The following is a 12,947-nucleotide window of genomic DNA, read 5'->3' as shown; positions in this document are numbered from 1 at the left end:
GTCCACTATGCTCATGTTTTGTGCACTTCACAGCAAGTCGTCTGGGGGTCCGATGAGCGGCTGGGTCGACGTGCACTACCAGGCGCTCGAAGAATGCGGGAAACGGGCCCGCAAGGTGGCGAACATGCTCGACCTGGACGACGCGTTCGAGGGCACCAAGTCCTCGGCACCGACCGGGCAGACCTCGTCGAAGACCTTCGGCGCCCTCAAGGACTCCGGCGACCTGGCCACGGACGTCGACAAGGTGTGGCGGGCGCTCGAGGAAGAACTGCAGGCGGGTAAGAGCCGGCTGAACAGCGTCGAGAAGGCCATCGACCAGGTGGAGACCAACCTGCGCAAGGCGGCGAAGGCCTCCGGCGGATGAGCGGGGTCAGCGATCTGCCCGGTGGTGAGCGGCTCGCCGCGCTCCTCGCGAAGGTGACCGGGAATCCGCAGGCGATCAGGAGCACCGCCGGCGCCTGGCGGGCGGCGGCCGGTCACGTCACCAGGTCGACCAACTCCCTGACCAAGGCGGTCGGCGAGGTGGACAAGGCGTGGCAGGGCGGCTCGGCCGATGCCTTCACCAAGCACATGGGCGCCTACCCGCGGGCGAGCACCGATCTCAACGAGGCGCTGACGGCCTGCGCCGACGCTCTCGACAAGGCGGCCACCTCGCTGGAGGACGCCCACGGCAAGGTCAGCACGCTCTGCCAGGACGCGGTCGAGCGCGCGGCAACGTACAAGAGCCAGTACGCGAAGCTGAATCCCAAGGCCACCTCGCAGGATGCCGAAGCCGCGCTCGCGCGTACGACGATCGTCAGCGGCAACGTCACGCAGGCCGAGAGTCTGGTCGAGAAGGCCGAAGGCGACCTCGAGGACGCCAAGAAGGCGCTGGCCAAGCAGCTCGGCGCGGATGCCGGGTTCGGCTTCTTCACCAAGATCCCCCCGCCGGACGGAGCCGACTTCGAGGCGGGCGACAACAAGGTCGAGTGGGTCAGGACACCGTTCGACGACAAGCGCACCTCGCTGGAGTCGGCGGCCGCCGCCGGCGGCAGCGACGGCGGCGGCGCGAGCGGCGGTGCCGGCTACGCCTACAGCGGCGGCGTCTCCTCGGCCGGTAACGCCCCCGCGCCCAAGGCCGAGGTCGTGGGATGGATCAAGGAGGCCCTCCGGGTCATCAAGTCGCCGGAGATGGCGGATGCGCTGCGGAAGAGGGGGCTGCTGGGCAAGCTCCAGGACCTCGACCCGAACGACCCCAAGACCATCCAGCGGATCTGGACCGTCATCTACCACGAGTCCGGGGGCAACCCGAGCGCCATCAACAACTGGGACATCAACGCCAAGAACGGCGTGCCGTCACAGGGACTGATGCAGACCATCCCGCCCACGTTCGACCACAACAGCCTGCCGGGACACAAGCAGATCCTGGAGCCGGTGGACAACATCATCGCCGGGGTGCTGTACACCTACGACCGGTACGGATCGCTCGCCGATCACCCGGGCATCAAGTCGGTGGAGCAGGGCGGCCCGTACCGGCCCTACTAAGTGGACTCCTGGTTGGGCTCCACCCAGTCGAACTTCTCATAGCCCTTGGGCAGGTCGCCGGGCTTGTCCGGAGCCTGGAACGACGGGAACCCCTTGGCGTTGATGGTCGCCTGCTCGAAGTTCACCGCGGCGGCGCCGCTCGGCTTGATGTAGCCGAACTGGTGCTCCTTCTTGATCACGGAGGACATGATGTCTCCCGCTCCGCGCAGACCCGACACCAGCGTCAAGGTCAGTATGGCCACCGCGCCGTTGGTTCCGGAGGCGACGAACTTCTCCAGCAGGCCGCCATACAGCTTGGTGTGCGGGAACGCCTGCAGTCGCTTGGCGAACATCAGCAGGGTGAGCGTGGTCACGCCCAGCGTGGCCAGTTTGACCCAGTAGCTCCGGTACCCGGCGGCCACCTCGTCGACCATCCCACCCACGTCGCCGAGCACGCCGCGCAGCGCGCCGATCTCCCGGTGGAAGATCCACACGACCCGCTCGAACTCCTGCTGGTCGAGGGCGATCCAGCCGCTCCGCGACGTGGCGACGAGCTGGGGCAGCAGTTGCTTGACCCCGTCGTCGAGCCGGCCCGCGATGCCGTTCTTCCAGTTCGTGGCCGCCTGCGCCATGCCCGGCTCGTTGGCGATGGCCGTGCCCGCGACGACCACGGCGGGGATGACCCAGGCCGAGATCCGGCCCAGCCTCTTCAGCGACTCCAGCACCTTGGGCCCGATCGGCTCCGGCACCGTCGGAGGCGGAGGCGGGTTGTAGGGGGTGAGCGGCGGCCCGTAGGTGTTGGGCGGCGTGTAGCTGTACGGGTTGTAGTTGTACGGGTTGTAGGCGTTGTACGGGGCGGAGGGCGGGTTGTAGGCGGGGTGCGGGTAGCTCATTTGCGATACCTCACGGCGCTCTGCTTCTCGGCGGCGCGCCAGTTGCGCTCCCCGATGCCGAGCGCTCCCACCCAGCTGTCCACTGTCTCCTCCGCCTGGCCCAGCGTGCTGTCGGCCCAGCGGCACATGCCGTCGTAGGTGCCACCCAGCACCATTTCCCCGAGTACGCCGAAGCCCGGGGCCTCGACCCCGACCGTGCCGACGAGGCTCCTGACGAAGGAGATCGCCGCCTTCAGCTCGTCGTCGACCCGATCGCGCGTGTGACCGATGGCCGTGGAGGTGACGTAGATCTCCTGCCCCGGCGCAACCGCTTTCGTCGTCATATGTACGAATTCTTCCCGATGTTGTCCCTTACCTCCCTGTTTGCACGGCACTCTTAATGATCAGTTAGACGTTTGGACGGCTGCCGATGGGCGTTCGTTAACCTGCTGCCGATGCCGTGGAGCGCATGGATTCCAGTGACCCCCGCCTCGACGAGCTCGACCGGCTCGTACAGGCCAGCGAACGGACGATGCGCGAGCTCGAACAGGCCACGCGGGAGCTACGTCAGGTGACCGGCTCGGGCGAGAGCCGCGGCGGGACGGTGACCGCGCGCGTGGACGCCGACAGCAAACTCATCGACGTGCAGATCACCCACCGGGCCATGCGGCTGGATCCGGAAGAGCTGGGCCGCGACGTGGTCGAGGCCGTACGCGCCGCTCAGGAAGACCACGAGCGGCAGGCCCGCGAACTGCTCGGGCTGCCGCTCGGCGACGAGGATCCGCTGGGCACGTTCAAGCGCGACCTGGACGAGCTGCAGGACGCCTACGCCAGGGAGACCGGCGAACGGCTCGAAGGGATGCGCCGCACGCAGCGCGCCTGGGAGGACTGAGCTCCAAAGACAGCGGGGCCGGTGAGGATCACTCCTCACCGGCCCCGCTGTTCGCGTGCTGACCGTCTCAGCCGCAGTTTCCATACGGGGCGCTTGTGCTGCCGGAACCGGCGCTGCCCGCGAACTTCACGCACTTGCCCTTGGCGGGCAGCTTGACCGGGCCGGCGTAGTACTCGTAGCTGCCGGAGTCGGTCTTGCTCCCCCCGCTCTGCACGTCGAGCGTCGCGCTGACCGGGGTCTTCTGACCCACGTTCGCGGTCTTCATGGTGACCACGCAGTTCTCGCCGGTGCCGCTGTTGTAGAGCTGGTACGTCACCCCGCCCGAGAACGAACCGCTGCGCTGCACGCTGAACCCGGATCCGCAGACCTGCGTCGGCGTGTAGGGGTTCGTCTTGGGCGGCGTCGGCGTCGGCTTGGCGGTGGTCTTCGTCGGCGTGGGCGTCGGCTTAGCCGTGGTCTTGGTCGGCGTGGGCGTCGGCTTGGCCGTGGTCTTCGTGGGCGTCGGCGTCGGCTTGGCCGTGGTCTTCGTCGGCGTCGGCTTGGGGTCCTCGGTGGTCTTCGTCGGCGTGGGCTCCGGCTCCTTGGTCTTCGTCGGCTCCGGCGTGGGGTCCGGGTCCTTCGACTTCGTCGGCTCCGGCGTCGGCTCCTTCGACTCGGTGGGAGTCGGGGTCTGGCTCGCCTGGCGCTTCTTGCTCTTGCGCTCGGTAGCCGTGGCGCTCGCGGTGGGCTGCGTCGCCGTCGGCTGGGCGGCGGGCTGCGTCGCGGGCTGGGTCACCGGCTGCGTGAGGATCGGCTGCGGCGTCGGGACCGTGCTGAACTCCGGAGCGGTGGGCGCCGACGAGGGATAGTCGGTCGGCAGCACCAGCGGGACCACGTCGGTCGGGTCGGGGCTGGAGGAGGCCCAGGGCACCGTCACGTCGGGCTGCGACTGCTGAGGATTGGGCTGGCCGGGGAGCTGCTGCTGTTGCTGCGTGGACGAGTCACTGCCGCCCCCGCCGATCGCGAGCGTGCCGCCGTTCTTGGCCTCGGACGAGGAGTTGGACACCGTCTCCAGCTTGGCGTAGTGGCCCGCGCCCCACAGCCCCACGCCGGACAGCAGCGCGACCGCCGTGACGGCCGCGGCGAGCCCGATGGGGAACGACTTGCGCCGGGGGGCGGCGCCGCCGTGCTGCGGTGGCGCCTGCCATACCTGGGACGGCTGCTGCCCGCCGGGCGCCCCTTCCCACGGTCCCTGCTGCGGCACGGGCGGCGGGCCCCACGTCTGCTGCGGGACCGGCACGCCTTCGAGCGGCGGCTGGTGCGCGGCCAGCGCCTGGTGCTCGACCGGCGCCTCCAGCGGCGGGAGCTGGATGGTCTGCGGCGGGAAGAGCTCGCCCTCCGGCGCCTGCGGGGGCGGTGGCACCGTGGCCACGACGCCCACCCGCGGCGCCGCGGCGCCGCTCTTGTCGCCGAGCAGTTGCAGCAGCGCCGTGTAGGTGGTCGGCCGCTGCGTGACGTCCTTGGAGAGCGCGGAGAGCACCACCCGGCGCAGCGGCTCGGCCAGCGCGCCGATCTCGGGCTCCCCGTTGAGCACCGCCTGGGCGTCGTGCCCGAAGGGGGGCTGCCCGGTCGCGGCGAAGACGATCGTGGCGGCCCAGGCGAACACGTCGGCGTAAGGGCCGTACCCCAGCCCGCTGAGCTGCTCGGGCGAGCGGTAGCCGAGCTCGCCGGCGGCCTCGCCGAGGTCGATGTCGGTCACGCGGGGGCCGTCCGCGGCGATGAGCACGTTGTGCGGAGTGAGCCCACGGTGTGTGACGCCGGCGAGGTGCACGGCGGTCAGCGCGGTCAGCACGCCGACGGCCACCCGCTCCAGGGTGTCGCCGTCGAGCGGCCCATCGGCCGCCACCGTCTCTGCCAGGCTGCGGCCCTCGATGTGCTCGCGCACGATGTACGGCTGCTCGTCGTGCATTCCGGCGTCCAGCGTCCTGGCGACGTACACGCTCGAAATACGCTGGACACCCTTGAACCGCTCAGCGTCGTGCGGCCCCGCGCCGGGAACGGCCGGGAGCAGCTTGATCACTCGGGTGGGTCCGTCCTCGGACTCCTTGCCGAGGTACGCGACTCCTCGCGGCCCCTCGTCCAGCCGTCCGAAAAGGGTGTGAGCTCCTAAACGCTCAGGATCACCCGGCCGCAGAGGGTGCATCTCTTTCCCTTCAAGTCAAAACTCGATTCTCCCGTACATTCAACCAAATCTGTCACATCTGTATCAGTAGTTTCGGACGCGGCCTGACATTTAACCGTAAAGACATCAAGCGGCCGGACGGCCGGCACGCCATCCGCGGCGGCGGCCCAGCGGGATGAGCGACGCCGCGGCCGCTGCCACGGCGGCGACTCCCAGCGCGCCGACCGTCACCAGGAGGGCGACGTTCGTCGCGTGCTCGTCGGGCCGCGGCGCCTTGGCCACCGCGTCGGCGGGCAGCGGCGAGGGCGGCGGCGGGGCGACCACAGGGGCGCCCGCCGGGTCGAAGGACAGCGACGCGGTGACGGCCAGCAGCGGGTTGACCATCCCGGCTCCGGTGCCGGTGCCCACCGAGCCGTCGGCCGTGGCGGTGATGCGCTGCCGTACCTGCTGCTGGTCGAGCTTGGGGAAGCGGGCGCGTACGAGCGCGGCGACGCCCGCCACGTACGGCGCGGCGAAGCTGGTGCCCTCCAGGCCGCGCATGTAGCTCTTGCCCGTCCACGGGGCGGTGATGTCCACACCCGGCCCGAGCACGCCGACCGGCGTGGCCGTGTTGGAGGAGTCGGCGCGGCGGCCGTCGCTGTTGGCGGAGCCCACGGCGAGCACGCCCTCGTAGGCCGCGGGGTAGGCGGGCTCGGGCGGCCCGTCTTCCTTGGTGATGTTGCCGGCGGCGGCCACGACCACGATGTCCCTGGCCAGCGCGTACTGGATGACCGCCTTCAGGTCGGGATGGTCGGCGGCCCGCACCGAGACGTTGATCACGTCCGCCTTGCGGTCCACGGCCTCCTTGATGCCCTTGACCAGGTCGGCGACCTCACCCTCCTCGCTGTTGCTCTGCTTCACCGAGATGAGCTGGACCTCGGGGGCGACGCCGTGGAAGGGGACCCCGGCGAGATAGCGGCCGGCGATGATGCCCGCGACGGCAGTGCCGTGCCCCACGCAGTCGCGGTAGCCGGTGTGGGTGACGTCGATGAACTTGGAGATCTGGATCTGCGGGTGCTGGTAGTCGACGCCACTGTCGACGACCGCGACCTTCACGCCCGCGCCCCGGGTGATGCGCCACACGTTCTTGATGTCGAGCCTTCGCTGCGCCCACGGCTCGGTGCCGGGCAGTTGCGTCGTCCCCTTGCGTGGCTTGCACTCCACCGGCGCTGCCCTCTCCACCCGCACCGTGGCGAGTGCGGGGGCCGAGGTGAGCTGCAGGGCGAGCACACTCGCCGCGAGAGTCCGTCCGATCATGGCGGAAGAGCGTAGCGTCTTCGGCTCTCTGTGTTTACCTGGGTAAAACGGACATCGGCGTAGCCTCGTCGCCTGCCGAGCATGGTCGGGAAGCGATCTGGTGGAAGCCGATGCCGCGTCCGTCCGGTGAGCCGGGCGGACCGTGGTTGAGAACCGGTCGGCATCGCGAGGGCGGGCAACAGTTCGTACCCTGTTCACCTCGAAAAGAAGCCCCGGTGGTCAGACCGGGGCCCCTCCGCGAGACTCAGCGGGTCGCGGACTCGATGTTGCCCCGGTAGGTGTTGATCACCCGGGAGGCCTCCTGGAGCTCTTCCGTCATGCGCTGGAAGGCCGTCCGGTAGTTCTGCCAGGCCCCTTGGAAGCGCTCGGCTCCCGGGCCCGTCCAAGCGGTGCCGACCTTGGCGGCCTCGCGGTCCAGCGCGGTCATCGTGGTGCGCACCGCCTCGGACTGCTGGGTGAATTGGGTGGCCATCTGCTGCATTTCCGCGGGGTCGCCACCGAGCAGGCTCTGGCTCATGCATACCTCCTGGATCGACTGAAAGCGCCCTCAACATAGACGCGTCACTCACGCCTCGCTCCTGTTATGCCGAGCGGCTATGGTCTTCCAGAGGAATATTCGGATCTAAGGAGATTCCGGCCATGCGCGAGGTTGTGGTCACCGGCGGTGGCACCGGGATCGGCTACGCGATCGCCGCGACGTTCGCCTCCGCGGGCGACCGGGTCACGATCACCGGCCGGCGCGAGCAGGTGCTGAAGGAGGCCGCGGCCCGGCTCGGCGCCGCCTACCTGCCGTTCGACGCCGCCAGCCCCGCCGCCGTGAAGGACGCCGCGGGCCGGCTGCCCGAGCGGGTCGACGTCCTGGTCAACAACGCGGGCGGCAACACCAACCTGGACCGGCGCCAGTCCGACGACCTTCTGGACGTGGCCGAGGGCTGGCTGGCCAACCTCAACGCCAACCTGCTGTCCGCTGTGCTCGTCACGACCGCGCTGCTGCCGCGGTTCGCCAAGGGCGGGCGGATCATCACGATCGGCTCGATCGCCGCCCGCGGTACGGGCTCCGGCTCGTACGGCGCGGCCAAGGCGGCCGTCGAGGCGTGGACCGCCGACCTGGCCGCTCAGCTCGGCCCGCGGGGCATCACCGCCAACGTCGTCTCCCCCGGCCTGGTGCTCGACACCGAGTTCTTCCGCGGGCGCCTGACGGAGGAGGGCATCAGGGCCCGCGTCGAGAACACCCGCAACGGCCGCCCCGGCACTCCGTCCGACGTCGCGGACAGCGTTGCCTTCCTGGCCTCCCCGGGTGCACGGCATCTGACGGGGCAGGTGATCCATGTGAACGGCGGCGCTTATCTGGGTCGCTGACCGGCGGCCGACAGCGAACACTTACACTCCGTCTCAGTGCCCGGCGCGGAAGGATGTTAAGGAAAGGACGTAGGTCGGTGCAGAAGGTTCTGATCGCCAACCGGGGCGAGATCGCCGTCCGGGTCGCACGGGGGTGCAAGGACGCCGGGATCGGCAGCGTGGCCGTTTACGCCGACCAAGACCTCGACTCCCTGCACGCCAAGATCGCTGACGAGGCGTACGCGCTGGGCGGCCAGTCCCCCGCGGAGACCTACCTCGACATCGGCAAGCTGCTGGAGATCGCCCGGCGCTCCGGCGCCGACGCGGTGCATCCCGGTTACGGCTTCCTGGCCGAGAACGCCGACTTCGCCCAGGCAGTCATCGACGCGGGCCTGATCTGGATCGGCCCGCCGCCGGCCGCCATCGCCGCGCTCGGCGACAAGGTCCAGGCCAGGCACATCGCGCAGAAGGTCGGCGCGCCGCTGGTCGCGGGCACCAAGGACCCCGTCTCGGGGGCCGAGCAGGTGGTCGCCTTCGCCGAGGAGCACGGGCTGCCCATCGCGATCAAGGCCGCGTACGGCGGCGGCGGCCGGGGCATCAAGGTCGCCCGGCGGCTGGAAGAGGTCGCCGAGCTCTACGAGTCGGCCGTGCGCGAGGCGATCGCCTCGTTCGGCCGCGGCGAGTGCTTCGTGGAGCGCTATCTCGACCGCCCGCGGCACGTCGAGACCCAGTGCCTGGCCGACCGCGAGGGCAACGTGGTCGTGGTCGGCACCCGCGACTGCTCGCTCCAGCGCCGCCACCAGAAGCTGGTGGAGGAGGCGCCCGCGCCGTTCCTGTCCGAATCACAGGTCGAGACCCTCTACACCAGCTCCAAGGCGATACTCCGCGAGGCCGGTTACGTCGGCGCGGGCACCTGCGAGTTCCTCGTCGGCCAGGACGGCACGATCTCCTTTCTGGAGGTCAACACCCGCCTGCAGGTCGAGCACCCCGTCACCGAGGAGGTGTCGGGCTTCGACCTGGTGCGCGAGATGTTCCGCATCGCCGACGGCGGGTCGCTCGGCTACGACGACCCGGCGCCGCGCGGCCACTCGATCGAGTTCCGGATCAACGCCGAGGACGCCGGCCGCAACTTCCTGCCCGCGCCGGGCACGCTCACCGTCATGCGCCCGCCGTCGGGTCCCGGCGTGCGGCTCGACTCGGGGTTCGAGGCCGGGATGACCGTGCCTCAGACGTTCGACTCGCTGGTGGCCAAGCTGATCGTGACCGGCCGCACGCGTACGGAGGCGCTGGAGCGCTCACGCCGGGCGCTGGCCGAGTTCGAGATCGACGGCATGCCGACCGTGCTGCCCTTCCACCGCGCGGTCGTGTCGGACCCGGCCTTCACCGCCGAGCCGTTTTCCGTCCACACCCGGTGGATCGAGACCGAGTTCGACAACACGATCCCGCCCTACGCGGGAGACGGCTCCGCCGACGAGCCCGCCGCGCGCGAGTCGGTGACGGTCGAGGTCGGCGGCAAGCGCCTCGAAGTGGTCCTGCCCTCCGGTCTCGGTACGACCGGCGCCTCCAGGGGCGGCGCGCAGCCCGCGGCCAGGAAGCCCAAGCGCGGCGGCGCGAAGCAGCCCGCGGCGGGCGGCGACACGCTGGTCAGCCCGATGCAGGGCACGATCGTCAAGGTCGTCGTGGCCGACGGCGACACGGTGGCCGAGGGCGACGCGATCGTGGTGCTCGAGGCCATGAAGATGGAGCAGCCGTTGACCGCGCACAAGGCGGGCACCGTCACCGGCCTGACCGCCGCGGTCGGGCAGACCGTCACGTCAGGGGCCACGATCTGTGAGATCAAGGACGCTTGATCGAGCCGGCGGCTCCAGGAACCTTGACCACGCCCCGCGCTCGGACGGCTTCATACGGGTAACGTGCATATGCAAAGGAACTTTGTTGAGCGCCCGTTCGTCATCCTGAGCGAAGGAGGCTTGCTGCCAATGACCCATTCGCTGCGCCGAGCAGGGGCCGCGATCGCGGCTCTGATCGCCGGTCTTTTCGTCGTCCTTGCGCTGTCCCCTGCCGCCAACGCGGCGGCCGCACCCCCTGATGCATCGAGCGTTGTGTCCTATTGGAAGGACAAGAAGGATCCGCTCTTCGTGCAATCGGGCTCGCCGCTGACCTCGGACCAGCAGTCCGAGATCCGCGACACGTTGAAGGATTCCAAGAGTGACATCTACGTCGCGGCGCTGCCCGACGGCACGTTGACCTCGTCGTCGAGCGCCAAGCAGTACCTCAACTCCCTCGGCACGGCCACCGCGGCCGCCAAGGGCGGGGGCCGGGTCACCGTGGCCGTGCTCGACGGCAACTCCCTGTTCGCGGAGTCCAACTTCGGCAGCCCCGGCCTCACCGACCAGTTGGCCAAGCTCGCGGTGCGTAACCACGACGACGTGGTGTCCGGCATGAACGACTTCGTGGAGCGGGTCAACCTCGCTTCCTCCGGCAAGCGGTCCGCGCTCGACTCGGGCCCGGTCGGCGGCAGCGGTGGCAGCGGCGCGCTGATCGCCCTGGGCGCGCTCGTCGTGGTCGGCGGCGGTGGCTACTTCGTCTACTCGAAGAACAAGAAGAAGAAGCAGGCCATCCAGGACGCCAAGGACCTGGCCGCGGTCAAGCAGACCGTGGAGGAGGACGTCACCAAGCTCGGCGAGGAGATCACCGCGCTCGACGCCGACGTCGCGCTCTCCGGCCAGAGCGGCCAGCACATCACCGAGTGGCAGCAGGCACTCGACTCCTACGAGAAGGCCAAGACGCAGCTCGCCGCGATCCAGCGAGCCGACCAAATCCGCGAGGTGACCCAGACGCTGGAGGACGGCCGCTACTGGCTGGCCGTGGTGAAGGCCAAGGTCAACAACCAGCCGGCCCCCGAGCGACGGGCGCCCTGCTTCTTCAACCCGCAGCACGGCCCGTCGGTGCGTGACGTACGGTGGGCGCCGCCCGCCGGCGCGGTGCGCGACGTGCCCGCCTGCGCGGCCGACGCGGAGGCCGTGGAGCGTGGCTTCGACCCGCAGATGCGGGAGGTCATGGTCGACGGTCAGCGGCGTCCCTACTACGACGCGGGCCCGGCCTACCAGCCTTACGCCTACGGCTACTACGGCGGCTTCGGCGACATCATGACCGGCATGTTCGTCGGCACCCTGATGGGCAGCATGCTCAGCGGCGGCTTCGGCGGCTACGGCTACGGCGGCGGTTTCGGTGACGGCGGCGGGGGCGACCTCGGTGGCGGCGGCGACTTCGGCGGCGGAGACGGCGGCGGCTGGGGTGACTTCGGCGGCGGCGGCGATTTCGGTGGTGGCGACTTCGGCGGCGGCGACTGGTAACCCGTCCAGCGGATGATCGGGCGCGTTCCCTTCTGGGGGACGCGCCCGTTTTCCGTTAGGGCCCCGGGTCAGATCCCGATCTGCGCCTCGGGCTGCATCAAGCGGCGGGCCGCCTCGGTGATGGATCCCGACAAAGACGGATAAACCGCGAAAGTGTGGGCCAGTTGGTCCACCGTGAGCCGCTGCTGTACGGCCACGGAGAGCGCCAGGATCAGCTCGGACGCCCTCGGGGCCACCACCACGCCGCCCAGCACGATCCCGGTGTGCGGGCGGCAGAACAGCTTGACGAAGCCGTCGTTGAACCCCTGCATCTTCGCGCGGGCATTGGTGGCGAGCGGCAACTTGACGACGTTGGCCTCGATCTCGCCGGCCTCGATCGAGCGCTGCGCGACACCGACCGCGGCGATCTCCGGATCGGTGAAGATGTTGGAGGCCACCGTGGCCAGGCGCAACGGCTGAACGGCCTCACCCAGCGCGTGCCAGACCCCGATCCGGCCCTGCATGGCGGCGACCGAGGCGAGCATGAGCACGCCGGTGCAGTCGCCCGCCGCGTAGACGCCCGGCGCGGAGGTGCGCGAGACCTTGTCGACCTTGACGAAGCCGTTTCTGTCGAGCTGGACCCCCGCCTCCTCCAGGCCGATGCCGCCCGTGTTGGGCACCATGCCGACCGTCATCAGCGCATGGGAGCCCTCGGCCGTGCGGCCGTCTTCGAGCGTGACCACGACGCCGTCGGCGGTCCGCTTGACGGAGGCGGCGCGCGAGCGGCCCATGACGTTCATGCCGCGGCGCCGGTAGACCTCTTCGAGCACCTCGGCGCCGTCGGCGTCCTCGTTGGGCATCATCCGGTCACGGCTGGAGACCAGCGTGACCTCGGCGCCCAGCGAACGGTAGGCGCCCGCGAACTCGGCGCCCGTCACCCCGGAGCCGACCACGATCAGATGCTCGGGCAGCGCGTCGAGGTCGTAAAGCTGGCGCCAGGTGAGCACGCGCTCGCCGTCGGGCTCGGCTCCCGGCAGGATGCGCGGCGTCGCGCCGGTCGCCACGATGACCACGTCGGCCTTGATCGCGCGGTCGCCCGCCTTGACGAGCTGCGGATCGACCAGCCGCCCGCGTGCCTTGACGATCTCGACGCCCTCGGCGGCCACCCGGGTCTCGATGTCGGCCGACTGGGCCTGTGCCAGCTCCTTTACCCGCTTGTTGACCAGCGGCAGGTCGACGCTCGCCACGCCGACGTCGCCGTCGAGCCCGCCGGTGAAGCCGACGCCCAGCGAGGGCGCGTCGAGCAGGGCCTGTTTACGTACGGAGGTGGCGATGAGGGTCTTGGACGGCACGCAGTCGGTCAGCACGCACGCGCCTCCCGGTCCGTCCTGTTCGACCATGGTGACCTGCGCGCCTAGCTGCGCCGCCACCAGGGCCGCCTCGTAGCCGCCTGGTCCGCCACCGATGATCACGATCCTCGTCACGTGCCCATTCTCCCGCATGGCGCGCGCTGACGACGAACGGGGCGGCCTCTCGCCCGCTACTCTTAT

At 70.1% G+C, this 12,947-nt stretch carries 12 protein-coding genes; 6 read left to right on the top strand and 6 right to left on the bottom strand.

The annotated features are described in order from the left end of the window. The first annotated feature begins 52 nt into the window (after positions 1–52). Complete coding sequence (locus tag KLK06_RS01405; RefSeq protein WP_214633413.1) at positions 53–364, top strand: hypothetical protein; 312 nt, start codon at positions 53–55, stop codon at positions 362–364. Continuing rightward, positions 361–1,524: a WXG100 family type VII secretion target gene (locus KLK06_RS01400; RefSeq protein WP_214633412.1), complete on the top strand. Its 1,164-nt coding sequence runs from the start codon at positions 361–363 to the stop codon at positions 1,522–1,524. Before KLK06_RS01405 ends, KLK06_RS01400 begins: the two co-directional genes overlap by 4 nt. Here KLK06_RS01400 and KLK06_RS01395 read toward each other — a convergent pair. Next, a complete protein-coding gene (locus tag KLK06_RS01395) occupies positions 1,521–2,396 on the bottom strand; it encodes a hypothetical protein (protein WP_214633411.1) in 876 nt (291 codons plus the stop codon). The genes KLK06_RS01400 and KLK06_RS01395 overlap by 4 nt on opposite strands. Beyond that, on the bottom strand, positions 2,393–2,719 hold the full coding sequence (locus KLK06_RS01390) for a hypothetical protein (protein ID WP_214633410.1): 327 nt from the start codon (positions 2,717–2,719) through the stop codon (positions 2,393–2,395). Before KLK06_RS01390 ends, KLK06_RS01395 begins: the two co-directional genes overlap by 4 nt. A 125-nt stretch (positions 2,720–2,844) precedes the next feature. On the opposite strand from KLK06_RS01390, the gene KLK06_RS01385 reads away from it, so the two are divergent. Continuing rightward, positions 2,845–3,267 carry a YbaB/EbfC family nucleoid-associated protein gene (locus tag KLK06_RS01385; protein WP_214633409.1) on the top strand — a complete coding sequence of 141 codons (423 nt, stop codon included), beginning with the start codon at positions 2,845–2,847 and terminating at the stop codon, positions 3,265–3,267. Positions 3,268–3,334: 67 nt separating this feature from the next. Here the strand turns inward: KLK06_RS01385 and KLK06_RS61250 are convergent, their stop codons facing one another. The 3 genes from KLK06_RS61250 to KLK06_RS01370 all read right to left on the bottom strand — a co-directional run bounded on the left by KLK06_RS61250 (position 3,335) and on the right by KLK06_RS01370 (position 7,241). Continuing rightward, positions 3,335–5,449 (bottom strand): serine/threonine protein kinase, encoded by a 2,115-nt coding sequence (locus KLK06_RS61250; RefSeq protein WP_214633408.1) that lies wholly within the window; start codon positions 5,447–5,449, stop codon positions 3,335–3,337. Positions 5,450–5,554: 105 nt separating this feature from the next. Then, complete coding sequence (locus KLK06_RS01375) at positions 5,555–6,724, bottom strand: S8 family serine peptidase (protein WP_214633407.1); 1,170 nt, start codon at positions 6,722–6,724, stop codon at positions 5,555–5,557. 244 nt (positions 6,725–6,968) lie between these two features. After that, complete coding sequence (locus KLK06_RS01370; RefSeq protein WP_214633406.1) at positions 6,969–7,241, bottom strand: WXG100 family type VII secretion target; 273 nt, start codon at positions 7,239–7,241, stop codon at positions 6,969–6,971. A gap of 122 nt (positions 7,242–7,363) precedes the next feature. Here KLK06_RS01370 and KLK06_RS01365 point away from each other — a divergent pair, with 122 nt between their 5' ends. The 3 genes from KLK06_RS01365 to KLK06_RS01355 all read left to right on the top strand — a co-directional run bounded on the left by KLK06_RS01365 (position 7,364) and on the right by KLK06_RS01355 (position 11,418). After that, a complete protein-coding gene (locus tag KLK06_RS01365; protein ID WP_214633405.1) occupies positions 7,364–8,083 on the top strand; it encodes an SDR family NAD(P)-dependent oxidoreductase in 720 nt (239 codons plus the stop codon). 77 nt (positions 8,084–8,160) lie between these two features. Beyond that, on the top strand, positions 8,161–9,912 hold the full coding sequence (locus KLK06_RS01360; protein ID WP_214633404.1) for a biotin carboxylase N-terminal domain-containing protein: 1,752 nt from the start codon (positions 8,161–8,163) through the stop codon (positions 9,910–9,912). Positions 9,913–10,041: 129 nt separating this feature from the next. Beyond that, complete coding sequence (locus KLK06_RS01355) at positions 10,042–11,418, top strand: hypothetical protein (protein WP_250904731.1); 1,377 nt, start codon at positions 10,042–10,044, stop codon at positions 11,416–11,418. A gap of 68 nt (positions 11,419–11,486) precedes the next feature. Here KLK06_RS01355 and KLK06_RS01350 read toward each other — a convergent pair whose 3' ends face one another. After that, positions 11,487–12,881: an NAD(P)H-quinone dehydrogenase gene (locus KLK06_RS01350; protein WP_214633403.1), complete on the bottom strand. Its 1,395-nt coding sequence runs from the start codon at positions 12,879–12,881 to the stop codon at positions 11,487–11,489. Positions 12,882–12,947: the final 66 nt, after the last annotated feature.

It is taken from the genome of Nonomuraea sp. NEAU-A123 (assembly GCF_018603905.1).
Classification (GTDB): Bacteria; Actinomycetota; Actinomycetes; order Streptosporangiales; family Streptosporangiaceae; genus Nonomuraea.
The sequence above is the reverse complement of the archived record's forward strand: the minus strand, read 5'-3'. Positions and strand labels throughout refer to the sequence as shown.

Coding starts and splice junctions, on each gene's coding strand:
- KLK06_RS01405 (WP_214633413.1), top strand. CDS start 53: ATGAGCGGCTGGGTCGACGTGCACTACCAGGCGCTCGAAGAATGCGGG.
- KLK06_RS01400 (WP_214633412.1), top strand. CDS start 361: ATGAGCGGGGTCAGCGATCTGCCCGGTGGTGAGCGGCTCGCCGCGCTC.
- KLK06_RS01395 (WP_214633411.1), bottom strand. CDS start 2,396: ATGAGCTACCCGCACCCCGCCTACAACCCGCCCTCCGCCCCGTACAAC.
- KLK06_RS01390 (WP_214633410.1), bottom strand. CDS start 2,719: ATGACGACGAAAGCGGTTGCGCCGGGGCAGGAGATCTACGTCACCTCC.
- KLK06_RS01385 (WP_214633409.1), top strand. CDS start 2,845: ATGGATTCCAGTGACCCCCGCCTCGACGAGCTCGACCGGCTCGTACAG.
- KLK06_RS61250 (WP_214633408.1), bottom strand. CDS start 5,449: ATGCACCCTCTGCGGCCGGGTGATCCTGAGCGTTTAGGAGCTCACACC.
- KLK06_RS01375 (WP_214633407.1), bottom strand. CDS start 6,724: ATGATCGGACGGACTCTCGCGGCGAGTGTGCTCGCCCTGCAGCTCACC.
- KLK06_RS01370 (WP_214633406.1), bottom strand. CDS start 7,241: ATGAGCCAGAGCCTGCTCGGTGGCGACCCCGCGGAAATGCAGCAGATG.
- KLK06_RS01365 (WP_214633405.1), top strand. CDS start 7,364: ATGCGCGAGGTTGTGGTCACCGGCGGTGGCACCGGGATCGGCTACGCG.
- KLK06_RS01355 (WP_250904731.1), top strand. CDS start 10,042: ATGACCCATTCGCTGCGCCGAGCAGGGGCCGCGATCGCGGCTCTGATC.